Raw genomic sequence first — 26,801 nt, 5'->3', positions numbered from 1 at the left:
GGCCATGATGCTGCAAAATATGGCATGGCGGGGGGTGGGCACAAGTCCCCGCGCGATCCACGGACGATAAATCCCCGCGCTCGCCCCCGTGGTTCCGCCGCGCGCCCCAGCGGTGCAGAGCACGAACGGTTCAGGGCCCGGACGGTTCAGTGAAAGTCGCGCGAACGCGGAAGCAGGCGTACGTCACGTGGATGGACGCCGCGCGGCGCAGGGTCCCCACGCGGATCGTGCGAGCGGGTGGTGGCCGCCGGGATATCCTCCAGCCGGGCCAGCATCGCGCTGCGATCCTCCACCCCCGCCGTCATCAGATGGACGACGCCCTCCTGGCTGCGCTGCACGACGCCGTGGATCAGCATCAGCCGCGCGGCCATCACCGCGCGCCGGTTCACCTCGAAATCCCGCGCCCAGAGCAAGGCGTTGACGATCCCCGTCTCATCCTCGATCGTCACGAAGATCGCATTGCCCTTGCCCGGCCGCTGGCGGACCAGCACCACCCCGGCCACCTTGGCGCGCCGCCCGTCACGCAAATGGTGGAGATCGGCGGCGGACAACACGCCCTCGGCCGCCAGTTCGGCGCGCAGGAACGCCATGGGATGGCCTTTGAGCGACAGGCGGGTCGCGCGATAATCCGCCGTCACCTGTTCGGACAGCGCCATGGGCGGCAGCGCGGCATCGGGCTCCTCGGCCATTTCGGGGGCCTGCATCGCGGCGAACAGCGGCAATTGCGCCGATTTCATCCGCCGCGCCTCCCACTGCCCCTCGCGTCGCCCGCGCCCCAGCGAACGATAGGCGTCGGCTTGCGCCAGCAGGTCGAGCGCGCGGCGAGGGAGCCCCCCCCGGATCGCGACCGACTCGATGGCGTCATAGGGCGCGTGGGTCGCAATGGCATTGCCCCATTCCTCGCGGAACCCGTCGACCTGCCGGAAACCCAGCCGCAGCGCGAAGGCACCATCCTCGCGCCGTTCCAGCCGATTGTCCCAGCCGCTGCAATTCACATCGACCGGCCGCACCTCGACCTTGCCATTCTCGCGCGCGTCGCGGACCAACTGCGCGGGGGCGTAGAACCCCATGGGCTGCGCATTGAGCAGCGCACAGGTGAAGATCGCCGGCTGATGGCATTTCAGCCAGGCCGAGACATAGACCAGCCGCGCGAAGGACAGCGCATGGCTTTCGGGAAAGCCATAGGAGCCGAACCCCTCGATCTGCTTGAAGCAACGTTCGGCGAAGTCGGACTCATAGCCGCGCGCGACCATGCCGCCGACCATCTTCTCCCGGAAATTCTGGATGGTCCCGACATTGCGGAAGGTCGCCATCGCGCGACGAAGCTGGTTCGCTTCATCGGGGGTGAATTGGGCGGCCACGATCGCCAGTTTCATCGCCTGTTCCTGGAACAGCGGCACGCCATGGGTCTTGCCGAGCAATGCTTCCAATTCATTTGCCGGGCCATGATCGGGGTGGGGCGAAGGATAGGTCACCTTCTCCTTTTCCGCCCGCCGCCGCAGATAGGGGTGGACCATGTCGCCCTCGATCGGCCCGGGTCGGACGATCGCCACCTGCACGACCAGGTCATAGAATTCCTTGGGCTTCAACCGGGGCAGCATGTTGATCTGCGCACGGCTCTCCACCTGGAATACGCCGATGCTGTCGCCCTTTTGCAGCATCTTGTAGACGGCCGGGTCTTCGTCCTGCGCCAGATCGGTGAGGTCGGGACGCGGCAGCCCGTTCGCCGCCATCAGGTCGAACGCCTTGCGGATGCAGGTCAACATCCCCAGCGCCAGGATATCGACCTTCATGATCTTCAATTCGTCAATGTCATCCTTGTCCCATTCGATGAAGGTCCGCCCCGCCATCGCGCCGTTGTGGATCGGCACCGTTTCGTCCAGCCGTCCCTGCGTCAGGACGAAGCCGCCGACATGCTGCGACAAATGCCGCGGCGCGCCGAGCAGCCGGTCGACCAGCGTGCGGAGCCGCGCGATCTCGGGATTGTCGGGGGAAAAGCCGGTTTCGTGGAAGCGTTTCTCCTCGAACCGCTGCGAAAAGCTGCCCCAGACGGTGCTGGTCAGCCTTTGCGTCACATCCTCGCTCAGCCCCAGCGCGCGTCCCACCTCGCGCACCGTGCTGCGCGGGCGATAATGGATCACCGTCGCGGCGATGGCGGCGCGATGGCGGCCATAGCGTTTGTAGATATAGTCGATCACCTCCTCGCGCCGCTCATGCTCGAAGTCGATATCGATATCGGGCGGCTCCTTGCGCTCGGTCGAGACGAAGCGCGAGAAAAGCAGGTCGTGCTTGGTCGGATCGACCGAGGTCACGCCCAGGATCCAGCAGACCGCCGAATTGGCCGCCGATCCCCGCCCCTGGCAGAGGATGGGCGGGTCGAGGCTGCGCGCATGGCGCACCACATCGTGCACGGTCAGGAAATAATGGGCGTATCGGCACTCGCGGATAAGCGCCAGTTCCTCCTGGAGCGAGGCCTGCAACTTGGCCGGAACGCCTTGCGGAAACCGCTCCGCCGCGCCGCGCCGGACCAGGTCCTCCAGCCAGTCCTGCGCCTCCCACCCTTCGGGAACCGGCTCGTCGGGATATTGATAGGCGATATGGTCCAGCCGGAACGCGATCCGGTCGAGGATCGCCACGCTCTCCGCCACCGCATCGGGCCGGTCGGCGAACAGCCGCGCCATCTCGGCGGCGGGCTTCAAATGCCGTTCGGCATTGGCCGCCAACCGCCGCCCGCCATTGCGGATGGTCAGCCCTTCGCGGATGCAGGTCAGTATATCCTGTACCGGGCGGTCGTCGGGCGCGGCGAACAGCGCGTCGGCGGTGGCCAGCAAGGGCACGCCCCGCGCTTCGGCCAGCGCCGCCCGCGCCATCAACCGCCGCCGGTCCGCGCCGCCGCGGGGCATGGTCACGCCCAGCCATACCCGCCCCGGCGCCACCGCCACCAGCCGGTCGAGCGTCGCCGCCAGCCCCGGATCGGCGCGCCTGGGCGGCAGCATCGCGTCGGGCATCGGCTCGCAGGGCCGCGCCGAGGATTCGGGCAGCGCGATCAGCAACATTTCCTCGGCATGACGGGTCAGGTCGCCCAGCCCGAGGATACAGCCCCCTTTCCGTGCGCGCTTGTTGCCCAGCGTCAGCAACCGGGTCAGCCGCCCCCAGCCGGTGCGGTTGACCGGATAGGCGACGATGTCCGGCGTCCCGTCGGCAAAGACCAGCCGCGCGCCGACCACCAGGGTCGGCGGCGGCGGCCCACCGATCTCGTTCGCGGAGGCACATGCCTTTCGCCAGGCCCGCAACGCCCGCACCACCCCCGCCACGGTGTTGCGATCGACGATGCCGATGCCATCGAGCCCGAGTTCATGGGCCTTGGCGACCATATCCTCCGCCGGACTCGCACCATCCAGAAAGGAATAGTGCGTCGCCGCGACCAGCTCGGCAAATCGAGGCCCGACCGTCATCTACCCCCTCCTTTCCCTGCAAGAAGAGGTGGCAGCGTGAAACGCTGACGGAGGAGGGATGTCGCCGTCAGTGAGAATGATCGTCGCCAGCCGGGACACCCCTCCGGCTGCGCCACGCGCTGTCCCCTCCCATCGCAGGAGTTCATTGCCAAACCACCCGGACCATCCCGGCAAAGGCCGGGATCCAGTGGGGCAGGCGCTGGTACGTCGCTCCCATCGTGGCGTGACTGGACCCCGGCCTTCGCCGGGGTGGTGCGCGTATGGGGAAGGTCAGCCAGACCGTCGCCATCATATCCTTGCGGGTGCCCACGCTCCATCACGCGAACAGCCCATGGACATACCAGCGCGGCCGCTCGGTCTCGCTGTACAGACCGTGGCGGAAAATCCAGAAGCGCCGCCCGCGCACATCCTCCACCCGGTAATAGTCGCGGGTCGGCGGAGCCATGTCGGCACGCCGCCACCATTCGCCCGCGATCCGTTCCGGCCCCTCCGCCCGCGCCACGTCATGCATCCTGCGCCGCCAGCGAAACCGCGCGGGCGGCCCATCGGGCGTCTCGGCGGCGAGCGACTCGATCGGCTGGGGCGGGTCGAACAAATGGATGGGGCGCAGCGGCGGCTCCCCCGCCTCGGGCCGGGTCCATTCCGCCTTGGGGGGCGTCTCGGTCGCGGGCAGCAGCAATTCGGCCTGTTCGGGCATATGGCTGTCGCGCGGATGGATGCGCCGTACCCGATCGCGCCCCAGTCGCGTGCCCAGCCGGTCGATCAGCGCGACGACCTCCTGCCCCTTCGCCTCGCCCCCCTCCAGCCGCAACTGCACCGCGTCCAGCTTCTCGGCCAGCCCGACGTCCAGCCGGATCAGGTCATAGCCGAATCCGGGGTCCAGCGGATCGGCCAGCGCCTCGATCCGCTCGCGAAACAGGCGCAGCAGGACTGCCGGATCGCGGGTCGGCTGCCCCGTCTCGACGCGCAGGCCCTGCACCTCGCCATCGGCGCGGAACAGCCGCGCGTCCCAGCGGCGACCGCCCTCATGCCGCTCCTCCAGCATCCGCGCCGCCTCCCCCGCCAGATCCTCCAGCACGGCGAGCATATGCTCGGTCCTCGCCACCGGCTCGGCAAAGCGGCGCTCGACCCCGATCGGCGCGAGAACCACGCGCGGGGTCAGCGGGCTGTCCTCCTCGCCGGTCAGCCGCCGGAGCGCCGTCGCCGCGTCGCGCCCGAATCGCGCCGCCACCGTCGCCATCGGCCGCGCCAGCACGTCGCCGACCAGCTTCAACCCCGCCGCGACCAGCGCCGCGCACGCATCCTCGTCCAGTTCCAGCGCGGCGACCGGCAGGCGACGGATCGCTCCCAGCTCATCAGGCGCGGGCGCTCCGGCATGGCGCGCCAGCGCACGCGCCGCCTCGGGCGTGTCGCCATAGGCCAGCCGCACGGTGATGCCGCGCCGCGCCATTCGCGTCTCGATATCCTCGGCCAGTCCGCGTTCGCCGCCAAAGAGGTGATCGACACCCGCGCTGTCCAGGATCAGCCCCTGCGGCGGGTCGAGCGCCACCGCCGGGCTGTAACGGCGCGCGCCCTCGGCCAGCCGCTCCAGCCAGTCGGCATCGGCGGCGGGATCGTACGGAAAGACCGCGATGTCGGGCACCCGCGCGCGCGCATCGGCTAGGGTCAGCCCGACCGACAGCCCCGCCGCCACCGCCTGGCGATCGAGCGCGGCAAGGCGAATCGCGCCGCCCACCGATTCGGCAAAGACGATCGGCCGTTCGTCATCGCCGCCGACGAACAGGTGCGGACGGCGCGCCCGCAGCCGCTCGATCGGCAACCAGGGGAAGGCCAGCGCCAGATAGCGGCGCGGAATCGAAGCTTTGCGTGTCACGGTTCCACTCCACGCGCCACCGGGTGCCCGCGGGCCCTCCCCGACGGCGCAGCAATTCGAGATCGAAGGCGGGTGCCCCCGGTGCCCCGGCGGCCAACGCGCGCGACGGCGCGGACGCGACCGACCAGCGGGTGGCCGCCGCGCTGGGCACCACCCGTCCGCCGACGCGCAACATGATCATCACCACGCCCGACTCCTCGGCCGCCAGCATCAACCGGCGCGAGGCGGTCAGGTCGTAACCGGCCATCGCCCCCCACCCCTCGGCGATGACGGTGCCCAGTCCCGGGCAACGCGCGCCATCGGCGGCGGCGCGCAGCAGGGCCGGATCATCCGCGACCACCACCACGACCAGATCGGCGGGGTCGAGCCCCATCGCGATCAGCCCCGGCCCATGGAGTCGCCCCCCCTGCCGCTCGGCCGTTTCGGTCCGCAGCCACAGGACCGGTCGCGCGGCCGCGGCCAGCACGCAACCAATGGCAAATCCGGCGCCACTGGCCACCTCTCCCTCGGAAAGAACATGGATTTCATGCAGTTGTGCAGGATCCAGCCCTTGTCCCAGATCCCCCGCTCCAAAACCGTCGCCCTGCCCCGCCCGCGCGGTCAGGACGGCGGCGCGACGCAATCGATCGATCAGGGCGAGGGGGTCCTCCATATATGTTCTTGTAATGTTCCAGCGATCGAGTCGCCAGTCCGAAAAAATCGAAAAAAAGACTTGCCGGTTCGAAAACCCCCATCTATTAGCGCGCCTCACCCCGCCGGGACTTACCGGCCGGAACGCCAGAGCGGGCGTAGCTCAGGGGTAGAGCACAACCTTGCCAAGGTTGGGGTCGAGGGTTCGAATCCCTTCGCCCGCTCCAGCGACTTCATCGAAAGTCGCTCTTGTCGCCAGGCGACTGATCATCCCGTAGAGCCAGACCAGCATCGATCACACAGGCTGTGCTGCGTCGAAAAAGGCCCCGGCATTGAACCCCCGGCCCTCAACCAGGGGCTTTCGTCGTTCAGATCGGTTGCCCCTCCAGCAACATGCCTTCCCAAACCATCAGTTTGTCGAGCAGGCGGCGTTCAATGAAATGATCGGGCGTGGTGGCCGGATCCGCCATCACGTCTCCGCCAGCCCCGTTGCGAAAATCCAGGATGAGCCGAGCATATGCCTGCTGAAAATCGGCTTTCTCGCGCTCTTCTCGCCGCGCCGCATCGCAAACGCGCCAGAAAGCGGGATAGTCATGACCGTCTTCGTTCCCATAATTCCGGCCCAGATATTTCGGCCCGGTGCGACCGCCCCGAACCCAATCACGATGGCGCGCAGCCTTTCTGGCCAATCGGTCCCAGATATAGATGGGATCCTGCGGTCGGGCGAAGATCGCGATCTTGCTGGCGGCCGAGCTATATTCCCGCCGCCGTCCCCGCAGGATCGGCAGATTATGGGCAAGGCGTGGAATATCGACATGAGGGTCGAACATCGCGGCCGCGCGGGTCGCCATGATCGCCCCCGCCACACCCACCCGGTCCCAGGCGACGAACCGGGTCAATTGAAATGAAGACAGGAACAGGCGAACATCTTGATCCTCGACCTGTCCCAGGAACAGCCACAACCAATGCGTATCGGGATGATATCTCCGATCGACCCTTTGCGCCCTTGGGCAACACCAGCGGCGAACATCGCGTTCCGCGCGGGCCAGCAGAATCCTGCGATCATCATGGGCAAATGGCATATCGTTCCTCCCGCCCCGGGCGCTAAACCGCAGACGGAGTCCCCCATATCCGGGAAGATTCAGGATTGCCCCATACGCCACGGACCAGGAGCCCCCATGCCGATTCGCCCCGCCCTTCCCCAGGACGCCGCCGCCATCGCCGCGATCCTGATGCCGGTGATCCGCGCGGGCGAGACCTATGCGCTCGATCCGGCGATGCCGGAGGAGGCGGCGCTCTCCTATTGGCTGGGCGCGGACCGGGCAGGCTTCGTGATGGAAGAGGATGGCGCGATCCTGGGCACCTATTTCCTGCGCGCCAACCAGGCGGGCGGCGGGGATCATGTCGCCAATGCCGGCTATATGACCAGCCCCGCCGCACGTGGGCGCGGGGTGGCGCGGGCGATGGCGCGGCATTCCTTCGACGAAGCGCGGGCGCGCGGCTTTTCCGCGATGCAGTTCAACTTCGTGGTCAGCAGCAACGCCGCCGCCGTGCATCTGTGGCACGCGCTGGGCTTCGCCACGGTCGGCCGGGTGCCGGGCGCCTTTCGACTCCCGGCGCTGGGGCCGGTCGACGTCCTGGTGATGCACCGGACGCTATGAGCGATTATCCGGCGCGTGCGACCTGAAAGCCCGCAAAGGACTGGCTGACCGGCATCAGTTCGAGGCGGTTGATGTTCAGATGTTCGGGCAGTTCGGCGACCCACAACAAGGTGGCGGCGATATCCTCGCCGGTCATCGGGTGCGACCCCTGATAGAGGGCGTCCGACGCCGCCTGGTTGCCGCCGGTGCGCACCGTGGTGAACTCGGTTTCGACCATCCCCGGCTCGATCGAGGTCACGCGCACGCCCGTGCCGTGCAGGTCGGCGCGCAGGTTGAGCGAGAATTGCTTCACGAACGCCTTGGTCCCGCCATAGACGTTGCCGCCGGTATAGGGATAGGTTCCCGCCACCGAGGACAGGTTGATGATGCCGCCGCGCCGCGCGATCAGGCGCGGCAACAACCGGTGGGTGATGGTGATGAGCCCGTCGATATTGGTCGCGATCATGGTGCGCCACTGCGCCAGGTCGCTGTCCTGCGCGGGGCAGGTGCCCAGGGCGAGCCCGGCATTGTTGATGAGCAGGTCGATCTCTCCGAAATCCCCCGGCAGCGCGGCCAGCGCGGCATCGAGCGCGGCTTCGTCGGTGATGTCGAAGGCGAGCGGATGAAATACCTCGCCCAGTTCGCGCGCCAGCGTGTCCAGCCGGTCGGCGCGCCGCCCCGTGCCGATCACGCGCCAGCCGCTGGCGACGAAGGCCCGCGCCGCCGCCGCACCGATTCCGGCGGTCGCGCCGGTGATTAGGGCCGTCTTGCTCATCCGAATAGCTCCTTGGAATGATCGACCGCGCCATAGGCGCGGGAGGGCATCGGGCGCAAAGGGTCTTGGTCGCGGATGCGGTCCGATCGCGCCTTTCGCACTTCCGGGCTTTTCCCGGATGGCGTCCGCGCGCACGATCGGGCAGCATCGCGCATATGGATCGTAACAGGATGATCGGGGCCGGAGATACGGCGGCGCCAGCCCTTCCCGCGCCATCCTGTCCGTCCCCCTTCACCCGCGCGGTTGCACAGGCGCCGGAATTCCGCCCGATCCCGATCCCGCCCGTCGATGGGGCCGATGCCCCGGATCAGGTCCGCGTGCTGTACCCCGCTCCCGCCTCGGACGAGACCGATGCCGGAGGATGGCGGCGCGTCCGCTGGTGATACCCCCTTTGCGCGCGCCGGGCGCGACACCACATAGGCGGCTCCACCAGTCAGGACCGTCCATGCCCCGCCCCATCCGAATCGATTTCGTCTCCGATATTTCCTGTCCCTGGTGCATCATCGGGTTGCGCGGGCTGGAGATCGCGCTGGAACGGCTGGGCGACGCGGTGGCGGTGGACCTGCATTTCCAACCCTTCGAGCTGAACCCCGCCATGCCGCCCGAGGGCGAGAATATCGTCGCGCATATCGGCCGCAAATATGGCGCCACGCCCGAACAGTCGGCGGCCAACCGCGCCAATATCCGCGACCGTGCCGCCTCGGTCGGCTTCACCATGGCGATGACCGACGATTCGCGAATCTATAACAGCTTCGACGCGCACCGCCTGCTCCACTGGGCGGGAATCGAAGGCGGGCAATCCGCGCTGAAACATGCGCTGTTCGACAGCTATTTCACGCGCGGCGAGAATATCGCGGACCATGACGTGCTGATCGCCGCCGTCACCCGGGCCGGGCTCGATACGGAGGCGGCGCGCGCGATCCTGTCGTCCGACCGCTATGCCGCCGAGGTGCGCGAGGCGGAGCGGCTGTGGCAGGGGCGCGGGATCCAGTCGGTACCCGCGATCGTGATCGACCAGCGTTACCTCCTCTCGGGCGGCCAGCCCCCCGAGGCATTCGAGCAGGCGCTGCGCCAGATCCTGGCCGCCGAGCCGGCCCCCGAATCCGCCCCCACCGCCTGATCCCCTGCCGCCGAAAGGAACCCGTCCCATGGCCGACCGCCGTTATGCCAAGACCGAGGAAGCACTCGCGCGGCTGACTCCCGAACAATATTATGTGACCCAGCAGAGCGGCACCGAGCGTCCCGGCACCGGCGAATATCTGAACACTCGCGAACCGGGCCTGTATGTCGATATCGTCTCGGGCGAGCCGCTCTTCGCCTCGGCCGACAAGTTCGATTCGCATTGCGGCTGGCCCAGCTTCACGCGGCCGATCGCGCCCGCCCATGTCAGCGAGTTGCGCGATACCACCCACGGCATGATCCGTACCGAAGTCCGTTCGGCGCATGGCGACAGCCATCTGGGCCATGTCTTCCCCGACGGCCCGCGCGATCGTGGCGGCCTGCGCTATTGCATCAACTCGGCCGCGCTCCGCTTCGTGCCGCTGGAGCAGATGGAAGCCGAGGGATATGGCGACTATATCGCCCAGGTCGAACGCACCGTGGACGAGGCGTGATTCCCTGTCTCCCCGCTCAAGGGGGAGACGAGCGGGATGCCCGACCGGCCGTTCGCCGAACCCCGCCATGCCGCCATGCCGCCATGCCGCCATGCCGCCATGCTGGGCCTGACGGCCACCCTGCCGCTATAGCCGCTTCGATTCACGACCCGTTCAATCCGTTTCGCACAGAGACGAGCGCGCACGACAGGAGTTTTGCATGATCCGTTCGACACTGGCGCTCGCCCTGGCGGCGCCGACCACCCTGGCTCTCGTCGCCGCGCCGGTGCCCGCCATGGCACAGGCGAGCGGTGACCTGGCCGACGTGCAGCGTCATCTGCAATCCGTGACCACGATGACCGCCGACTTCACCCAGACCGATCGCACGGGCAAGGTGCTGACCGGCTCGCTGACCATGAAGAAGCCGGGCCGCATCCGCTTTCAATATGAAAAGGGCGTGCCCTTGCTGATCGTCGCCGATGGCGGCGCGCTGACCTTCATCGATTATTCGGTGCGGCAGGTGCAACGCTGGCCAATCAAGAATTCGCCGCTCGGCGTCCTGCTCGATCCCAGCCGGGATATCGGCCATTATGCCAGGATCGTACCTTCGGCCGACTCGCGCCTGCTCTCGGTCGAGGCGAACGATCCCAAGCATCCCGAATATGGCAAGATCACCCTGGTCTTCGCCCGCGACGCCGGCGCGCCGGGCGGCCTGATGCTGCAAGGCTGGGTCGCGCTGGACAGCCAGAACAACCGGACGACGATTCGCCTGTCCAATCAGCGGTTCGGCGTGCCGGTCGACGACAAGGCGTTCCGATTCAACGACCCGCGGAGAGGGGCGAGCCGAAACTGAACGCGGGCGGGCCGTTTCATTCATCCGCGCGACAGCTTTCCTGCCGTATCAATCCCTTGCGGTCGAGGGGCATCCGAGATTCCCCCCTGTTGCTCGGATAGCAACCCTCTTCCCGCCTGCGTGACGAACGCCAGGTCGGCCCTCGCTCCATGCCCCCGGAGTGAGGGCCTTTCCTGTTCGGCGGGACGGGCGCCGATCGGTTGACCCCGGTAACCTTGTCTCCCCCCCGGCCCGCCGCTACATCGCTCCCCGTGAAAATCGCCTCCTGGAACATCAATTCGGTGCGCTTTCGCGCCGCCATCGTCGAGCAATTCCTGACGGAAGCCGCGCCCGACATCCTGTGCCTTCAGGAGACGAAGGTGGTCGATACCGACTTCCCCTTCGATCTGTTCCGCACGCTGGGCTATGAGCACATCGTCATTCATGGCCAGCGGATGCACCACGGCGTCGCCATCGCGTCGCGCGTGCCGATCGTCGAGGATGACCGTTTCGACTGGCAGGCCAATGCCGAGGCCCGGCATGTCGGCGTGCGGCTGCCGAACGGCGTGCGCCTCGAAAATGTCTATATCCCGGCGGGCGGTGACGTGCCCGACCGCGCGGTGAATCCGAAATTCGGGCAGAAGCTCGATTTTCTTGGCCGGATGACCGAATGGTCGGGCGCGCTCGACTGTCCGACGATCCTGACCGGCGATTTCAACATCGCGCCGCTCGAATCGGACGTGTGGAGCCACAAGCAGTTGCTCGACGTGGTCAGCCATACGCCGATCGAGGTGGAGACGCTGGCCAGGCTTCAGGCGTCGAACGACTGGGTCGATCTGGGCCGGCATTTCATTCCCACGCCGCAGCGGCTCTATACCTGGTGGAGCTACCGCGCGAAGGACTGGGCCGCATCGGATCGTGGACGACGGCTGGACCATATGTGGGCAACGCCCGATATCGCCGCCAGGGCGGTTGCGCACCAGGTGTTCGAAGGCTGCCGCAGCTGGCTCAAGCCGTCCGACCATATCCCGATCATGACGGAATTCGATTTTTGAGCGCCGATCCGAACGCCCCTGATGCACGCGCGGCGGCGCGCGCGGTCGATGCGCTGCGGCGGGGCTGGCCGATCGCGATCGACGGCGTCGCGCTGCTCGCGGTGGAGACGGCGGATCCGTTGCGGCTCGCCGCCTTCGATCCGGGAGCACGGGCGCCGATCCTGATCTCGTCCGGGCGCGCGGTGACGCTGAAGCTCGCCAACCAGGCCGAGGCGGCCGACCCGGATGCGCCGGTGCTGGTCGAACGCGGGCCCTGGATCGACTTCGCCGCCGCGACCGCGCTGGCCGATCCGCAATTCGATCTCGCGACGCCGCTCAAGGGGCCCTATCGCGCATTACCGCTATCCGACCCCGCCCGATCCAATTCCCCTCTGCCCGATCCGGCGATCGCGGCGGCGGCGGTGCGCTTCGCCCGGATCGCGGGGATCTTGCCGGCCTTCTTCGTCGGCGGGACCGGCGTGGAGGCCAGCCTGTCGATCACCGACATCGCCGCGCATGAAAATGCCGGGGCGCTGGCCATCGCCACCCGCGCGCGCCTGCCCGTCGCGGGCGCGGAACAGGCCGAGATCGTCGCCTTTCGCTCCCCCCATGCGGCGGGCGAGCATGTCGCGCTGCTGATCGGCCAGCCCGACGGGCATCCCCCGCTGGTCCGGCTGCACAGCGAATGCCTGACCGGCGATGTGCTGGGCAGCCTGAAATGCGATTGCGGGCCGCAGCTTCATGCCGCGATCACCGCGATCGCCACATCGGGCTGGGGCATATTGCTCTATCTGCGACAGGAGGGGCGCGGCATCGGGCTGGTCAACAAGCTGCGCGCCTATCAGTTGCAGGACCAGGGCTTCGACACGGTCGACGCCAACACCCGGCTGGGCTTCGCGATCGATGCGCGCGATTTCGGCGTGGCGGCGCGGATGCTGTCCCTGCTGGGTCAGGACAAGGTTCGGCTGCTGACCAACAACCCCGCCAAGGTCGCGGGGCTGAACGCCGCCGGCGTCCAGGTGGTCGAGCGGGTCGCCCACAGCCTGCCGCCCAATCCGCACAATGAACGCTATCTGGCGACCAAGCGCGACCGGACCGGGCATCAATTATAGCGGCACGAAGGCGGGGGCGACCATCCTCCGGCCTCGTCGTCACCCCGCTCCGATCGCCAATTCGCGCTGCACCGCTGCATAGTCCGGGGCGATCGCCGCCACGCCGATCGCGCGCAGCCGCTCGTCATGCCCGGCCGCGCAATGCGTGCCCATGCACATGCCGATGACATAGCCACCGCTCGCCACCGCGCCGGTCGCACCGACGGGCGAGTCCTCCAGGATCGCGCAATCCCCAATCGCCACGCCCAGCCGGTCGGCCGCGTAGAGATAGAGGTCGGGCGCGGGCTTGCCGCGCGCGACATGCTCGCGGCCGCTATAGATATGATCGCCAAACGCCTCGCGCAGGCCCAGATGGCGCAGGTGGCGGTCGATCCACCGCGTCGGGCTGGACGAGACCACCGCCTTGGGAAAATCGGCGGGCAGCGAACGGACGAAATCGACCGCCCCGGCGATCGCCGCGACACCCTCTTCCATCGCGCGGAGATCCTCCTGCCGACGCGCCTCATGGAAATCGTCGGGCAGCGCGCGGCCGATCCGGCTTTCGATCGCCGACAGGAAATCCTTGCCAGCCAGCCCCATATAATGGTGCATCGCCTCTTGCGGGCTATGCGGATGGCCGTTCGCGGTCAGCCATTGGGCGAGATGCCGGTTGCCCTCATATTCGCTGTCGATCAGTACCCCGTCGAAATCGAACAGCAGCGCGGCGAAGCGGCTCATGTGCGGGCCCCGAACAGCGCGCTGCCGACGCGGACATGGCTGGCGCCCAGCATCGCGGCGACCTCATAATCCTCGGACATGCCCATGCTGAGCTTTGCCAGCCCCATGTCACGCGCCATCTTGGCAAGGAGCGCGAAATAGGGCGCGGCATCGACGCCCTGCGGCGGGATCGCCATCAACCCGATGATCGGCAATCCCGCGGCGCGCGCCGCCGCCAGCATCGCGGGGGCATCGGCGATGGCGCAGCCGCCCTTCTGCTCCTCCGCACCGATATTGACCTGAAGGAAGCAATCGAGCCGCCGCCCGGTCTTCTCCATCGCCTCGGCCAGTGCGGCGATCAGCGAGGGGCGGTCGACCGTGTGGATCACGTCGAACACCACCACCGCATCGGCCGCCTTGTTCGACTGCAACTGGCCGATCAGATGGAGTTCGACGCCCGGATAGGCCTCCCGCAGGGCGGGCCATTTCGCCGCCGCCTCCTGCACGCGATTCTCACCGAAGACCCGGTGCCCGGCCTCGAGCAGCGGGCGAATCGTATCGGCGTCATGCGTCTTCGATACCGCGATCAGGATCGGGGTCGCGTGATCGCCCAGCCTGGCGGCGCGCCGCAACTGGGTGGAGACAGTGGAAAGGCGGGAAACGCTGTCGTCGGTCATGCCCCGCGCTATAGTCCCGGCAATGGCCGACCGATACCCCGTGACATGGCTGATGACCGACGAGCGGCTGGGCGACGGGCTTTGGGCGGCGCTGCGGCGATTGCCGCCGGGGTCGGGCGTGGTGTTCCGCCACCATGCCACGCCCCCGGCGGCGCGGCGCGCGATTCACCGACGCGTACGGCGAATCGCACAGGCGCGGCGGCTGGTCCTGCTGGTCGCGGGTGGCGGTTTGGCCGGAAAAGGTGTACACGGAGACGAGGTGCACAAGGACGGCCGCATGCGCGGACTACACAGTTGGCCCGCGCATGATCGGTGCGAGGCGATGGCGGGATGGAAGCGGGACGCCGACCTGCTCTTCGTCTCGCCGCTCTACCCCACGCGCTCGCATCCGGGGGCGCCCAGCATCGGTCCGGCCGCCGCCGCGCGGATCGGGCGCGGGCTGAACCTGCCGATGATCGCGCTGGGCGGAATGGACGCCCGACGCTTTCGCCGGTTGCGCGGACGATTTCACGGCTGGGCGGCGATCGATGCGTGGCAGGAGAACCATGAGTCCTGATCGCGTCAACCGCCGGTCATCTCACCCGCTTATAGGGCGTCGCATGCAGGAAGGACCGCCACGACCATGATTTCGCTGATCCTGACAATGGCCATGGCGACGCAAGCCCCGCTTCCCGCAGGGCTCGCGGCGTTCATTCGCGACAAAGCTCTATCCCGCTATGACTATGCCCTGACCGATCTGAACGGCGATGGTCGGGCGGAGGCGCTGGTCTATGCGATCGCCTCGACCGAGGGGGGTGGTGCAGCGAATTATTGTGGTTCGGGCGGATGCGAACTCTACGTCCTGTCGCTCAGGCCCAGAAACTATACCGTGATTTCCGCCATCAGCATCACCCAATTGCCCGTCCGGGTCCTGCCCACCATTACGCATGGCTGGCATGATCTGAGCGTAGGGGTGGCAGGCGGTGGCATTGCTCGCGGCTATGATGCGCGGCTGCGGTTCGATGGCAGGCGCTATCCCACCAATCCCAGCATGCCGCCTGCCCGGCGCCTGAAGAAGCCGGTTCGCGGCACGATCGTCATCGCGACACAGGGCAAATGATCCGAGGACATCGATAAACCATCCGCAGCCCCCCGCGGACGAACAGGATCAGAAGCGGAATGCCGTCCCCAGATACACTGCCTGGCTGTTGCGGCGATCATCGTCGAGACGCGACAGGCGCTCGCGATCCGAGCGATAGCGGACGCCCGCCGTCACATCGAGATTGCGCGTCAGCGAATAGGAACCGCCCATGTCGAGCGAATAGCTGGACGGCGTATCGATCAGCTTGGTCACACCCTCGATCGGGCGATCGGCCGAGGCCTTCAGGCGACCGGTAAAGCGGTTGGCGGTGTAGCTGACCGCCACATCGGCGCTCTCGCGGCTGCCCGGCAGACCCGCCATGTCGACCCGGGCGACATCACCCGACACCGCCAGACGCTTCCAGCCGACCGCGACGCCCAGATTATAGGAGATCGGGGCCAGTCCAACGGTCGGCGCGGTGGCCGAGGCGATGCGTTCGTCATTGGTGCGGCTGCTCCGCGCGCGGACCGCCACCGTGACCGCGCGGCTGACGCCACGCTGGCTTTCGGCCGGGGTGAAGCGCAGATCGCCCGCGTCCAATCCGCTGCGCGCGAACACCGCCGCGAGTCGCGGATCGGCCGCCGCCGGCGTGAACCCGCCGAAACCACGCAGCAATAGCGAGCGCCGGGGGGCATGGCTGCCCTGGTCGGTCGCGCCGATGGCGGGCGCGACCAGAGCCGTCGTGGCGGCCAGCGCCCCGATTGCAATCCCGATCACCACACGCCCGAACGACACGGTCAGCCCCTTTTTTCCCGCGACCCTTTTCAAGATCGCTCCTAACATGGAATCGGACCTGAGCGATCCCATTGTTGCCGCCCCCGATGCGAATCTTGCCGGACTGTTGCCCATGGTCCACAGAATCGGCAGGACGCACATGCGCTTGCCGGGGTGGCAGGGCGCCTGTAGAGGCAATAGGCAACCCTTATTCCCAGTCAGGATAATGCCGATGCTTCGCCGTTCCGCCACCGCGTTCGCGGTAATCGCCGCCCTGTCGCTCGGCGCCTGTGCCGGCAAGAAGGACCGCCCCCAGGCTGATCTGGCCGCCTCGAAGATCACCACGATCGGCGTCAATTCCTATCTGTGGCGCGCCAGCCTCGACACGCTCAGCTTCATGCCGCTGGTGCAGACCGATTCCAACGGCGGCGTGATCGTCACCGACTGGTACATCAATCCGCAGGTGCCGACCGAGCGGATGAAGGTCACCGTGGCCATTCTCGACCAGGATCTGCGCGCCGACGCCCTGCGCGTCGCCGCCCTGCGCGAGGTGAATCGCGGTGGCCAGTGGGTCGCCGCACCCGTGGAGGCCGCGACCATCCAGAAGCTGGAAGACATCATCCTTACCAAGGCGCGCGACCTGCGCCGTGCCTCGGTCACCAAGTAAAAAAGACGAGAAGAATGGCCTCGCGTTTCAACGCCCTGAAATCGGATTCGACCTGGCAGCGGATCTGGGAGGAGCGGCGCACCTTCGCCGCCGACGATCATAGCACCAAGCCACGCAGCTATGTCCTTGAGATGTTTCCCTATCCTTCGGGGCGCATCCATATGGGGCATGTCCGCAACTATACGATGGGCGACGTGCTGGCCCGCTATCGGCGGATGATCGGGCATGAGGTGCTCCACCCGATGGGCTGGGACGCGTTCGGCATGCCCGCCGAGAATGCCGCGATGGAAAAGGGCGTCCATCCGGGCGGCTGGACCCGCGACAATATCGCGACGATGAAGGCGCAGTTGAAGCGGCTGGGCTTCGCGCTCGACTGGACGCGCGAGATCGCGACCTGCGAGCCCGATTATTACGGGCATGAGCAGGCGCTGTTCCTAGACCTGTATGCCGGCGGGCTGGTTTACCGGAAAGAATCGGCGGTCAACTGGGACCCGGTCGACATGACCGTGCTGGCCAATGAACAGGTGATCGACGGGCGCGGCTGGCGCTCGGGCGCGCTGGTCGAGAAGCGCAAGCTGAACCAGTGGTTCCTCAAGATCACCGACTTTGCAGACGAGCTGCTGGAGGGGCTGACCAGCCTTGAGCATTGGCCCGACAAGGTGAAGCTGATGCAGGAAAACTGGATCGGCCGCAGCCAGGGCCTCCAGTTCCGCTTCGCGCCCGTCGCGCCGTTCGCGACGCCGATCGACGTCTATTCGACCCGCCCTGACACGATCTTCGGCGCCAGCTTCGTCGCGATCGCGGCCGATCATCCGATCGCGCGCGAGTTGGGCCAATCGAACCCCGACGCCGCCGCGTTCATCGAACGCTGCAAGGCGGGCGGCACCACCGCGGCCGAGCTGGAGACGCAGGAAAAGCTGGGCTTCGACACCGGCTATCGGATGCTGCATCCGATGGACGCCAGCATCACCCTGCCCGTCTATATCGCGAACTTCGTGCTGATGGATTACGGCACCGGCGCGGTGATGGGCGTGCCTGCGCATGACCAGCGCGACCTCGATTTCGCGCGCAAATACGGCCTGACCGTCACCCGCGTCGTCGCCGATGGCGATAGCGTCGATCCCGTGTTCGAGGGCGACACCGCCTATACCGGCGCGGGACGTTTGGTGAATTCGGGTCCGCTCGATGGGCTGGAGGTAGAGGCCGCCAAGGCCACCGTCATCGCCCGTGCCGAGGGCGAAGGCTGGGGTCAGGGCCAGACCGTGTACCGCCTGCGCGACTGGGGCGTCAGCCGCCAGCGTTACTGGGGCACGCCGATCCCGATCGTCCATTGCGAGACTTGCGGCGCGGTGCCGGTGCCCAAGGACCAGTTGCCGGTCACGCTGCCGGAGGACGTGACGTTCGACGTGCCGGGCAACCCGCTCGACCGGCATCCGACATGGAAGCATGTCGACTGCCCGACCTGCGGCAAGCCCGCCCGGCGCGAGACCGACACGCTCGACACCTTCGTCGATTCGTCCTGGTACTTCATCCGCTTCGCCAGCCAGCCCAGGGATCGTCCCTTCGACCCTGAGGTCGTCAAGAAGTGGCTGCCGGTCGGCCAGTATATCGGCGGCGTCGAGCATGCGATCCTGCACCTGCTCTATGCCCGCTTCTGGACGCGTGCGCTCAGGCATATCGGCCTGATCGACGTGGCCGAACCGTTTGCGGGGCTGTTCACGCAAGGGATGGTCACGCACGAAAGCTACAAGTCCTCGGACGGCCGCTGGCTCGCCCCCGGCGAGATCCGCGACGGCATCGAGATCGCGACGGGTCAGCCAATCACCGTCGGCCGCGTCGAGAAGATGTCCAAGTCCAAGAAGAACACCGTCGATCCCGAACCCATCGTCGATCAGTACGGCGCGGACGCGGTGCGCTGGTTCATGCTGTCCGACAGCCCGCCCGAGCGCGACCTGCCCTGGTCCGAATCGGGGATCGAGGGTTCGTGGCGCTTCGTCCAGCGGCTGTGGCGTCTGTTCGACGGATCGGAGACTGCCGAGGGCGAGGACAAGCCGCTCGCGCGTAAGCTGCACCAGACTATTGCGGGCGTCGCGGCGGATATCGAGGCGCTGGCCTTCAACAAGGCGGTCGCCAAGCTGTACGAACTGGTCAACGCCATCGAAAAGGCCAAGCCATCGGCGACCCGCGTCGAGGCGATCCGCACCACCATGGTGCTGGTCGCCCCGATGGTCCCGCATCTCGCCGAAGAAGCCTGGGCCGGCATGGGGCAAGAGGGCCTGATCGCCGACGCCGCCTGGCCGATGGTGGACGAAAGCCTGTTGGTCGAGGACGAGGTGACCGTCGCGGTGCAGGTCAATGGCAAGCTGCGTGACACGCTGACCGTGGCCAAGGGGCTGTCCAAAGATGTATTAGAAGCGACCGCGCTGGCGTCGGACAAGATCGTCCGTGCGCTGGACGGAGCCACGCCGAAAAAGGTGATCGTGGTGCCCGATCGTCTGGTAAACATCGTCGCATGACGCGCCCCCTTCCCCTCCTCGCCGCCGGTCTGGGACTGGCCCTGGCCTTGTCAGGCTGCGGATTGCACCCGCTTTATGCCGGGGGCAGTTCGGGTACGGTCGCACAGGCCATGTCGGGGATCGAGGTCGCGCCGATCGAGGGGAAGGCCGGGTGGCTGATGGCCAATGCGCTGCGGGACCGGCTGGGCAATGGCCAGACCAGCGGGGCGCGCTATCGCCTCGACGTGAAGCTGGACGATCAGATTCGCGGCCTTGGCGTCCGGCGTGACGATTCGGTGGTGCGCGAACGGCGGATCCTCCGCGCGCGCTATCAACTGGTCGACCAGACGAGCAACGCGGTGCTGGTCGACTCGACCGCCGGATCGGATGCCGGCATCGACGTCGTCCGCTCCGAATATGCCACCATCGCGGCGGAAAACACGGCGCTGGAGCGGCTGTCGGTGATCGTCGCCGATGAGATCGTCGCGCGGCTGGCCACCTATGCGCGGTCGCGCTCCGGTGAGACGATGGCCCCCGCCCGACCGTGACCGGGCGTCAGCCGTGAAGGCCAGCGCCAATCAGATTCGCCAGGCGCTGGGGCGTCCCTCGGCCGATATCCGCCTCTATCTGCTCCACGGCCCCGATGAAGCCGGGGCAGCCGATCTGGCGCGGATCCTCGCCCAGGCCATGGGGTCGGATGCCGAGCGGATCGACCTCGATTCCGCGACGCTGAAGACCGATCCTGCGCGCCTGACCGACGAAGCCGCCTCGCTTTCGCTGTTCGGCGGTGCGCGCCATATCCGCATCGGCAGCGTCGGCGAGGAAGGTCTGGCGGCCTTCACCGCGCTGCTGGAGGCCGAATCGGCGGGCAATCCCGTCGTCGCCATCGCCCCGTCGGTCAAGACGACCGCCAAGATCGTCAAACTGGCGATCGATTCGCCGCGGGCCATGGCCTTTGGCTGCTATGCGCCCACCGCGGCGGATGCCGAACGACTGGCCGCGACGATCGCCGGTGAGATGGGATTGGGACTGGGCCCCGGCCTCGCGACACGGCTGGTCGAGGCGACCGGCGCGGACCGGGCGGTGATGATCCGCGAACTGGAAAAACTGTCCCTCTATCTCGACTCCGCGCCCGATCGCCCGCGCGAGCTGGATCACGCCGCAATGGACGCTGTCGGTGCCGATCTGGGCGAGGCCGAGATGGGCGATGCGGTGGAAGCCGTGGTCGAGGGGCGCGTCGGTGATCTGGGCGGCGAACTGGCGCTGCTCGACGAGGGCGGGGCCTCCCCCATTCCCTGGTTGCGCGCGCTCGCCCGGCGGCTGATCGCGCTGGCCGAGATGCGCGCCGATATCGACAAGGGCGAGCCCGTCGATGCGGTCATGAAACGCCACCGCGTCTTTTTCCGCGACGAGGCCCGGACCGCCAGGGCGCTGCGCCGCTGGACCCCGGCGATGCTGGCCCGGGCGCTGGCGCGAATCCGTGCCGCGGAACGTGCGGTGATGGCGCCGGGCAATGCGGGCGCGGTGCTGGCCGAATCGGAGGTGACGGTCATCGCGCAAGGCATTGCCCGGCGGAGCTGATCCCCCGCGGCCCTTCGAGCCTGGACGAGGAGAGGAATAGGGCCTGAAACGCACCGCGCTCCACGCCCTTGTCCATCAGAAATCGAATAGAAACTGCGCCGCATCGATCTCATCATCGAAGCGGGCCGGGGTACCCCTGTCGTTAGGGCGGTCGTTACCCCTTCAAATGCCCTCACCGGTCAGGCGCTGGCACACCATGTCGAGCTGATCGAGCGTCGAGTAGCTCAGGGTCAGCGTCCCGCCCTTTTCGCCGTGAACGATCTTCACCGACAGGCCGAGCAGGTCGGCGAGCTGATTTTCGAGCGCCGCGATATCCGCATCGGCCGGATCGGCCCCCGCGCCCGGCCCCATGCCCTTTTCGCCGCCACCATCGCCCGATCCCGGCTTGCGCCCGCCGCCCTTCGCCTCGCGCGTCAGTTTTTCCGTCTCACGGACGCTCAGGCCGCGCGCGATCACCTGATCCGCCAGCGCTTCGACCTCCTCCGCGCCGAGCAGCGCGCGCGCATGACCCATCGACAATGCGCCGGTAACGACCTGATGCTGCACGGTGTCGGGCAATTCGAGCAGGCGCAGCAGATTGGCGACATGGCTTCGCGACTTGTGGACGATCTTGGCCAACGCTTCCTGCGTATGGCCGAACTCGCCCGCCAGGCGCTGATAGGCCTGCGCCTCTTCGATCGCGTTCAGATCCTGGCGCTGGATATTCTCGATCAGCGCGATTTCGAGCGTCTGCGCATCGTCGAACTCGCGCACGACGACCGGCACTTCGTGCAGCCTTGCGCGCTGTGCCGCGCGCCAGCGCCGCTCACCCGCGACGATCTGATAATCCTTGCCATGCGGCCGCACGACGATCGGCTGGATCAGCCCGCGTGCCGCGATCGACGCGGCCAGTTCGTCCAGCGCGGCTTCATCGAAATGACGGCGCGGCTGATCGGGGTGCGGCGACATCGCGCCCACCGGCAGCAACCTGACGCCACCGGACGGGGATTGCTCACCCTGACCGATCGGCGCCTCCCGCGCCATGTCGCCCAACAGGGCATTCAACCCGCGTCCCAGACCCGGACGCGGACGCTTGGCCGGTTCCATGCTCACGCTGCCGCCGCTCCTGGCTGGGTATTGAGCGGCAGACGCGCGATCAGCTCGCGCGCCAACGCGATATAGGCCTGGCTCCCCACGCAGCGATGATCATAGATCAGCGCGGGCAGGCCATGGCTCGGCGCCTCCGACAGCCGGACATTGCGCGGAATCACCGTATCGAACACAACCCCTCCCAAAACCGCGCGAACATCGGCCGACACCTGATCGGTCAGCCGGTTGCGCCGGTCATACATCGTCAACGCCACGCCCAGGATCGCCAGCCCCGGATTGAACCGGGCCCGAATCCGTTCGACCGTGGTCAAAAGCTGCGAAAGGCCCTCCAGCGCGAAAAACTCGCACTGAAGCGGCACGAAAAGCGAATCGGACGCCACCATCGCATTGATGGTCAACAGCCCCAGCGACGGCGGACAATCGATCAGGACGATATCCCAGGTCCCGCGCGACCGTCGCAATGCATGGTCCAGCCGATGGGTGCGGTTCTCGTAATCGACGAGTTCCAGCTCGGCCCCGGACAGATCGACCGTCGCGGGCACGATGTCGAGGCGCGGGACCTGGGTATGCAGCACGGCATCATCGACCCCCGCTTCGCCCAGCAGCACATGATAGCTGGAGAAAACCCGCTGGCTGTTGGCGATGCCCAGACCGGTCGAAGCGTTACCCTGCGGATCGAGATCGATCAGCAGGACGTTCAGCCCCGTCGCCGCCAATGCGGTGGCGATATTGATGGCGCTGGTGGTCTTGCCCACCCCACCCTTCTGGTTCGCAATCGCAACGCAGATCATCGGGCCCCTACTCGGTCGAGGATCACGATCGACGAATCCGCCGAGGTGATGCTATGTTCCACGTGAAACACGAAGCGCCAATGCCGGCTTAGGGTCTTGATCTCGCGCTCGTCGAGGCGGCCGCGCGGCAGCAGCCACCGCGTATCCTGTTTGCCGCAGTGGGCCGCCGCGCGCAAAAGATTTTCGACGCTCGCCACCGCACGGGCCGAAATAATATCGGCCTTCACCGCCACGCTCTCGATCTTGGAGGCATGGACGGTGACGCGATCGGCGATGCCCAACGTCTCGGCACAATCGCGCAGGAAATCGGCGCGACGCTTGCGCGGTTCGACCAACGCCACCTGTCCCGGCCAGGCGAGCGCGACGATCATGCCGGGAAAGCCACCGCCGGTGCCGATATCGACCCATTGCCCGTCGCTGCGGTCCGCCAGCGGAATCAACTGCGCCGAGTCCAGCGCATGCCGCGCCCAGATTGTCTGGATGGTCGACGGTGCGATCAAATTCTGCTGGTCATTCTCCACCACGACCAGGTTGAGGAACCAGTCGATCCGGTCTGCTGCCTCCGCGCCATAGCGCTGGACGACCCAATCGCGGGCATGGTCTTCGGTCATGCAGCCATCTTTCGTGCGTGGAGGAGAACCGCCGACAGCGCGGCCGGGGTGATGCCGCGAATGCGCGAGGCCGCCGCCAGCGTCGCGGGGCGGGCAAGACTCAGCCGGTCGATCATCTCCTGCGACAGGCCGGGAATGGCGGCATAGTCGATCGCGGCGGGAAGCAGAATTTGCTCATCGGCACGCAACCGCGCCACCTCCTCCGCCTGCCGCTCGACATAGGGGGCGTAACGCGCATCCTCCAGCGTCTCGGCGACGATCGCAGGGTCGAGTCCCTGGGCCGCATCCGGTGCGACATGGATCAGGCCCACCCCATCGAAGCGCAGCCACTCATACGCCGAACGCCGCGCGCCATCCTGCGCGATCGCCGCACCCGCCCTGGCAAGGTCGGTGGCGGTTCGCTGCTCGGTCAGGCGCTCGTGCAAGGTCGCGCGCTGTGACAGTCGACGCGCCCGATGCGCCATCCGCTCGGATGACAGGCATTGCGCCGCCTCGGCAATCGCGCCCAGCCGCGTCTCGGCATTGTCGGCGCGCAGCGACAGCCGATATTCGGCGCGCGCGGTAAGCATCCGATAGGGTTCGGTCACGCCCTGCAACACCAGATCGTCGATCATCACGCCCAGATAGCTGGACGCGCGATCGAGGATGACCGGCGACAGATTGCAGGCGAGGGCTGCGGCATTGAGACCGGCGATGAGGCCCTGCCCGCCCGCTTCCTCATAGCCCGTCGTGCCGTTGATCTGCCCCGCACAGAACACGCCCTCGATCGCGCCCAGCGCCAGCCGGGCGTCGAGCGCGCGCGGATCGATATGGTCATATTCGACCGCATAGCCGGGCATGGTGATGACCGCCCGCTCCAGCCCCGGCATGGAGGCGATCATCGCGGTCTGCACATCAGTCGGCAGCGAGGTGGACAGGCCATTGGGATAGACGATGGGATCGTCCAGTCCCTCGGGCTCCAGAAATATCTGATGGCTGTCGCGATCGGCGAAGCGCTTGATCTTGTCCTCGATCGACGGGCAGTAGCGCGGGCCATTGGCCTCGATCGCGCCGGTGAACAGCGGCGAACGGTGAAAGGCCGCGGCAATGATCGCATGGGTCTGATCGGTCGTCCGGGTGATCGCGCAGGCGATCTGCGGCAGCGGCCGAACGGTCGTCATCGGCGACATGGTCCAGGGATCACGGTCCGAAACCTGTTCGTCCAGCATCGCCCAGTCGATCGTTCGACCATCGATCCGGGGCGGTGTCCCGGTCTTCATCCGCGCCATGGGGAGGTTCAACGCGCGCAACTGCTCGGCCATCCGGGTCGCGGCGCGCTCGCCGATTCGCCCACCCAGAAGCCGCTCCTCCCCGCGGAACAGGCGCCCACCCAGAAATGTGCCGGTCGCCAATACCACCGCGCGGCAGGCCAGGGCCCGACCATCGGCCAGCCGGACTCCCGCGACCCGCTCGCCATTGAGGATCAGCGACTCCGCCTCGCCCTCAACGATCGACAGATTCGGTTGCGCCGCCAGCATCGCCTGGATCGCGGCGGCATAGCGACGCCGATCGGCCTGGACGCGCGGCCCCTGCACCGCCGTGCCCTTGCTGCGGTTGAGCATCCGATAGTGAATCGCCGCCGCGTCCGCCGCGCGCGCCATCAGCCCGTCAAAGGCGTCGACCTCGCGCACGATATGGCCTTTGCCCAATCCGCCAATCGCCGGATTGCAGGACATGGCGCCCAGACCCTGCCGGTCAAAAGAAAGGAGGGCCGTCCGCGCGCCCCGGCGCGCCGCCGCCGCTGCGGCTTCGGTCCCCGCGTGACCACCGCCGATCACCACGACATCAAACATGGCTTCCCCCTATCGGAAGGGCCTCGCGCGGTCAAAGCCGCTGATATGTTTCACGTGGAACAAGGATGAAGCGCGCCAACCCGACGTTCCACGTGGAACATCACTTGCCGAGACAGAAGCGGCCGAACAGCGCATCGAGCATGGTTTCCGTCGCACTGACGCCCAGAAGATCGGCCAGCGCCGACCGCGCCACGCGAAGCTCCTCCGCCATCAGTAACGGGTCGCTCCTCGGCGCGGCGGCCAGCGCATCGGCCGCGCGCAGACATCGCGCCTGCTGGTGCCGTTTAAACCCGATGGCATCGTCACGCGGCAATAATCGCGCAGCGGTCTCCGCGATCAGCCGCCACACCGCTTCGACGGACGCGGGATCATCCCGTCGCACCGCAAGCCTGCGCCCCGCCGGAATCGCCCCCCGCCCCGGTAGATCGGCACGACCATGCAGCCAGAGCGCATCGGCACGCGGCGGCGGCGCATCCGCCATCCACAACAGGATGTCCGCTTGCGCCATCGCCTCCTGGGCGCGGGTGATGCCGATCGCCTCGATCACATCATCGGTATCCTCGGCCAGGCCCGCAGTGTCGGTCAGGATATAGGCGATGCCGGCCCGCACCACGCTCGCTTCGATCCGGTCGCGCGTCGTCCCCGCAATGGGCGAGACGATCGCCGCCTCCCGCTCGACCAGCAGGTTGAGCAGCGTCGACTTGCCGCTATTGGGCGGTCCGGCCAGCACGACGCGGATGCCGTCATGCAGGCGATCGACCGGCGGCTGTGCGACCGCCGCACGGATCTCCTGCGCCAGCGCATCAATCCCGTCGCGGACATGCGCCACCGCGCCCTCATCCAACGGCACATCATCCTCTTCGGCGAAATCGAGCATCGCCTCGATCGCTGCGGACAGGGTCGCGCTGCGCTCCATCCAGCCCCGCAACGCCTGGCTGACCCGCCCTTCGACCGCGCCGATCGCCGCCCGCCGCTGCCGCTCGGTCTGCGCCTCGAGCAGATCGGCCAGCCCCTCTGCCTCGGCCAGATCGATCCGGCCATGGAGCAACGCGCGGCGGGTAAACTCCCCCGGTTCGGCACGGCGGACACCGGGCTGTTGCGCCAGCGCGGCCTCGACGGCGGCCACCACCGCTCGCCCGCCATGACAATGCAATTCGACCAGATCCTCCCCCGTCGCGGTAGCAGGACCGGGAAAGCGCAGGACCAGGGCGGAATCGAGCAGCGCGCCATCCGCCGCGCGCAGCCGCCGAACCCGCGCCTCGCGCATCGACGGCAGGTTCCCGGCCAGCCGCTCGGCGACCGCAAAGGCTGCACGGCCGCTGACGCGGATCACCGCGATCGCGGCCGGTGGCTGGCCGCTCGACACCGCGAAGATCGTGTCGGTCATCAGGGTCAGCCCTTCTGCCCCTCGAACATCCGCCGCCACATGGCCATCCCGGCCTCCCCCATCGGCGACCAGCTGTAGCGCGACATCGTCGGTGACTGGTCAGCGACATTGATGGTGATGTGTCAGCGGTGACGTTGGGGATAGTGTCACACGAGGTTGGCCTGGATCAAGAGGCGTTGTCGCGCAGCGATGTCGCTG

At 67.4% G+C, this 26,801-nt stretch carries 26 protein-coding genes and 1 tRNA gene; 14 read left to right on the top strand and 13 right to left on the bottom strand.

Annotated elements, in window-relative coordinates; translation table 11 throughout:
- Window positions 1-146 precede the first annotated feature (146 nt).
- The 3 genes from RN629_RS09245 to RN629_RS09235 all read right to left on the bottom strand — a co-directional run bounded on the left by RN629_RS09245 (window position 147) and on the right by RN629_RS09235 (window position 5,980).
- Entirely contained in the window at window positions 147-3,455 is a 3,309-nt protein-coding gene (locus tag RN629_RS09245) for an error-prone DNA polymerase (protein ID WP_407034964.1), read from the bottom strand.
- Window positions 3,456-3,771: 316 nt separating this feature from the next.
- Window positions 3,772-5,328 (bottom strand): Y-family DNA polymerase, encoded by a 1,557-nt coding sequence (locus RN629_RS09240; protein WP_407034963.1) that lies wholly within the window; start codon window positions 5,326-5,328, stop codon window positions 3,772-3,774.
- Complete coding sequence (locus tag RN629_RS09235) at window positions 5,219-5,980, bottom strand: ImuA family protein (protein WP_407034962.1); 762 nt, start codon at window positions 5,978-5,980, stop codon at window positions 5,219-5,221. Before RN629_RS09235 ends, RN629_RS09240 begins: the two co-directional genes overlap by 110 nt.
- A gap of 130 nt (window positions 5,981-6,110) precedes the next feature.
- Between RN629_RS09235 and RN629_RS09230 the strand changes: the two genes are divergently transcribed.
- Window positions 6,111-6,185, top strand: a tRNA-Gly gene (locus tag RN629_RS09230).
- A gap of 141 nt (window positions 6,186-6,326) precedes the next feature.
- Here RN629_RS09230 and RN629_RS09225 read toward each other — a convergent pair.
- Window positions 6,327-6,920 (bottom strand): hypothetical protein, encoded by a 594-nt coding sequence (locus RN629_RS09225; RefSeq protein ID WP_407034961.1) that lies wholly within the window; start codon window positions 6,918-6,920, stop codon window positions 6,327-6,329.
- 216 nt (window positions 6,921-7,136) lie between these two features.
- Between RN629_RS09225 and RN629_RS09220 the strand changes: the two genes are divergently transcribed.
- On the top strand, window positions 7,137-7,619 hold the full coding sequence (locus tag RN629_RS09220) for a GNAT family N-acetyltransferase (RefSeq protein WP_407034960.1): 483 nt from the start codon (window positions 7,137-7,139) through the stop codon (window positions 7,617-7,619).
- A 4-nt stretch (window positions 7,620-7,623) separates the two neighbouring features.
- Here the strand turns inward: RN629_RS09220 and RN629_RS09215 are convergent, their stop codons facing one another.
- The gene (locus RN629_RS09215; protein WP_407034959.1) at window positions 7,624-8,373 is read right to left on the bottom strand and encodes an SDR family NAD(P)-dependent oxidoreductase; all 750 of its coding nucleotides are present in this window, start codon (window positions 8,371-8,373) and stop codon (window positions 7,624-7,626) included.
- A gap of 170 nt (window positions 8,374-8,543) precedes the next feature.
- Here RN629_RS09215 and RN629_RS09210 point away from each other — a divergent pair, with 170 nt between their 5' ends.
- The 6 genes from RN629_RS09210 to ribA all read left to right on the top strand — a co-directional run bounded on the left by RN629_RS09210 (window position 8,544) and on the right by ribA (window position 12,943).
- The gene (locus tag RN629_RS09210; RefSeq protein ID WP_407034958.1) at window positions 8,544-8,756 is read left to right on the top strand and encodes a hypothetical protein; all 213 of its coding nucleotides are present in this window, start codon (window positions 8,544-8,546) and stop codon (window positions 8,754-8,756) included.
- Window positions 8,757-8,818: 62 nt separating this feature from the next.
- Complete coding sequence (locus RN629_RS09205) at window positions 8,819-9,493, top strand: DsbA family oxidoreductase (protein WP_407034957.1); 675 nt, start codon at window positions 8,819-8,821, stop codon at window positions 9,491-9,493.
- Between the two features lie 28 nt (window positions 9,494-9,521).
- Window positions 9,522-9,986: a peptide-methionine (R)-S-oxide reductase MsrB gene (gene msrB / locus RN629_RS09200; RefSeq protein ID WP_407034956.1), complete on the top strand. Its 465-nt coding sequence runs from the start codon at window positions 9,522-9,524 to the stop codon at window positions 9,984-9,986.
- A gap of 199 nt (window positions 9,987-10,185) precedes the next feature.
- Window positions 10,186-10,818: a LolA family protein gene (locus tag RN629_RS09195; protein ID WP_407034955.1), complete on the top strand. Its 633-nt coding sequence runs from the start codon at window positions 10,186-10,188 to the stop codon at window positions 10,816-10,818.
- Window positions 10,819-11,069: 251 nt separating this feature from the next.
- Window positions 11,070-11,852 (top strand): exodeoxyribonuclease III, encoded by a 783-nt coding sequence (locus RN629_RS09190; RefSeq protein WP_407034954.1) that lies wholly within the window; start codon window positions 11,070-11,072, stop codon window positions 11,850-11,852.
- Window positions 11,849-12,943 carry a GTP cyclohydrolase II gene (gene ribA, locus RN629_RS09185; protein WP_407034953.1) on the top strand — a complete coding sequence of 365 codons (1,095 nt, stop codon included), beginning with the start codon at window positions 11,849-11,851 and terminating at the stop codon, window positions 12,941-12,943. Before RN629_RS09190 ends, ribA begins: the two co-directional genes overlap by 4 nt.
- A gap of 39 nt (window positions 12,944-12,982) precedes the next feature.
- Here ribA and RN629_RS09180 read toward each other — a convergent pair whose 3' ends face one another.
- Both RN629_RS09180 and RN629_RS09175 read right to left on the bottom strand, forming a co-directional pair.
- Window positions 12,983-13,660: an HAD family hydrolase gene (locus tag RN629_RS09180; RefSeq protein WP_407034952.1), complete on the bottom strand. Its 678-nt coding sequence runs from the start codon at window positions 13,658-13,660 to the stop codon at window positions 12,983-12,985.
- Window positions 13,657-14,316: a YggS family pyridoxal phosphate-dependent enzyme gene (locus RN629_RS09175; RefSeq protein WP_407034951.1), complete on the bottom strand. Its 660-nt coding sequence runs from the start codon at window positions 14,314-14,316 to the stop codon at window positions 13,657-13,659. Before RN629_RS09175 ends, RN629_RS09180 begins: the two co-directional genes overlap by 4 nt.
- Before the next feature lie 40 nt (window positions 14,317-14,356).
- Here RN629_RS09175 and RN629_RS09170 point away from each other — a divergent pair, with 40 nt between their 5' ends.
- Together RN629_RS09170 and RN629_RS09165 are read left to right on the top strand one after the other, a co-directional pair.
- Window positions 14,357-14,872 (top strand): thiamine phosphate synthase, encoded by a 516-nt coding sequence (locus RN629_RS09170; RefSeq protein WP_407034950.1) that lies wholly within the window; start codon window positions 14,357-14,359, stop codon window positions 14,870-14,872.
- Window positions 14,873-14,938: 66 nt separating this feature from the next.
- Window positions 14,939-15,415, top strand: coding sequence for a hypothetical protein (locus RN629_RS09165; protein ID WP_407034949.1), 477 nt, complete (start codon window positions 14,939-14,941; stop codon window positions 15,413-15,415).
- A 48-nt stretch (window positions 15,416-15,463) separates the two neighbouring features.
- Here the strand turns inward: RN629_RS09165 and RN629_RS09160 are convergent, their stop codons facing one another.
- Entirely contained in the window at window positions 15,464-16,204 is a 741-nt protein-coding gene (locus RN629_RS09160; protein WP_407034948.1) for a hypothetical protein, read from the bottom strand.
- A 178-nt stretch (window positions 16,205-16,382) separates the two neighbouring features.
- On the opposite strand from RN629_RS09160, the gene RN629_RS09155 reads away from it, so the two are divergent.
- From RN629_RS09155 to holA, 4 genes are read left to right on the top strand one after another with little or no spacing between them, the layout of a single operon-like run.
- Window positions 16,383-16,817: a DUF3576 domain-containing protein gene (locus RN629_RS09155; protein ID WP_407034947.1), complete on the top strand. Its 435-nt coding sequence runs from the start codon at window positions 16,383-16,385 to the stop codon at window positions 16,815-16,817.
- 14 nt (window positions 16,818-16,831) lie between these two features.
- A complete protein-coding gene (gene leuS, locus RN629_RS09150) occupies window positions 16,832-19,333 on the top strand; it encodes a leucine--tRNA ligase (RefSeq protein ID WP_407034946.1) in 2,502 nt (833 codons plus the stop codon).
- Window positions 19,330-19,860 (top strand): LPS assembly lipoprotein LptE, encoded by a 531-nt coding sequence (gene lptE / locus RN629_RS09145; protein WP_407034945.1) that lies wholly within the window; start codon window positions 19,330-19,332, stop codon window positions 19,858-19,860. The genes leuS and lptE overlap by 4 nt, the downstream gene beginning before the upstream one ends.
- Window positions 19,861-19,873: 13 nt before the next feature.
- Window positions 19,874-20,893 (top strand): DNA polymerase III subunit delta, encoded by a 1,020-nt coding sequence (gene holA, locus RN629_RS09140; RefSeq protein ID WP_407034944.1) that lies wholly within the window; start codon window positions 19,874-19,876, stop codon window positions 20,891-20,893.
- Between the two features lie 162 nt (window positions 20,894-21,055).
- On the opposite strand, the gene RN629_RS09135 is transcribed toward holA, so the two are convergent.
- The 5 genes from RN629_RS09135 to mnmE all read right to left on the bottom strand — a co-directional run bounded on the left by RN629_RS09135 (window position 21,056) and on the right by mnmE (window position 26,603).
- On the bottom strand, window positions 21,056-21,979 hold the full coding sequence (locus RN629_RS09135) for a ParB/RepB/Spo0J family partition protein (protein ID WP_407035028.1): 924 nt from the start codon (window positions 21,977-21,979) through the stop codon (window positions 21,056-21,058).
- 2 nt (window positions 21,980-21,981) lie between these two features.
- The gene (locus RN629_RS09130) at window positions 21,982-22,773 is read right to left on the bottom strand and encodes a ParA family protein (protein WP_407034943.1); all 792 of its coding nucleotides are present in this window, start codon (window positions 22,771-22,773) and stop codon (window positions 21,982-21,984) included.
- Complete coding sequence (rsmG, locus tag RN629_RS09125) at window positions 22,770-23,384, bottom strand: 16S rRNA (guanine(527)-N(7))-methyltransferase RsmG (RefSeq protein ID WP_407034942.1); 615 nt, start codon at window positions 23,382-23,384, stop codon at window positions 22,770-22,772. Before rsmG ends, RN629_RS09130 begins: the two co-directional genes overlap by 4 nt.
- A complete protein-coding gene (gene mnmG / locus RN629_RS09120) occupies window positions 23,381-25,216 on the bottom strand; it encodes a tRNA uridine-5-carboxymethylaminomethyl(34) synthesis enzyme MnmG (RefSeq protein ID WP_407034941.1) in 1,836 nt (611 codons plus the stop codon). The genes rsmG and mnmG overlap by 4 nt, the downstream gene beginning before the upstream one ends.
- 100 nt (window positions 25,217-25,316) lie before the next feature.
- Entirely contained in the window at window positions 25,317-26,603 is a 1,287-nt protein-coding gene (mnmE, locus tag RN629_RS09115) for a tRNA uridine-5-carboxymethylaminomethyl(34) synthesis GTPase MnmE (RefSeq protein ID WP_407034940.1), read from the bottom strand.
- Window positions 26,604-26,801 lie beyond the last annotated feature (198 nt).

Source organism: Facivitalis istanbulensis (genome assembly GCF_040560405.1).
Taxonomy (GTDB): Bacteria; Pseudomonadota; Alphaproteobacteria; order Sphingomonadales; family Sphingomonadaceae; genus Sphingomonas; species Sphingomonas istanbulensis.
Note: the sequence above shows the minus strand (reverse complement) of the source record. Positions and strands in the feature narration are given on the sequence as shown.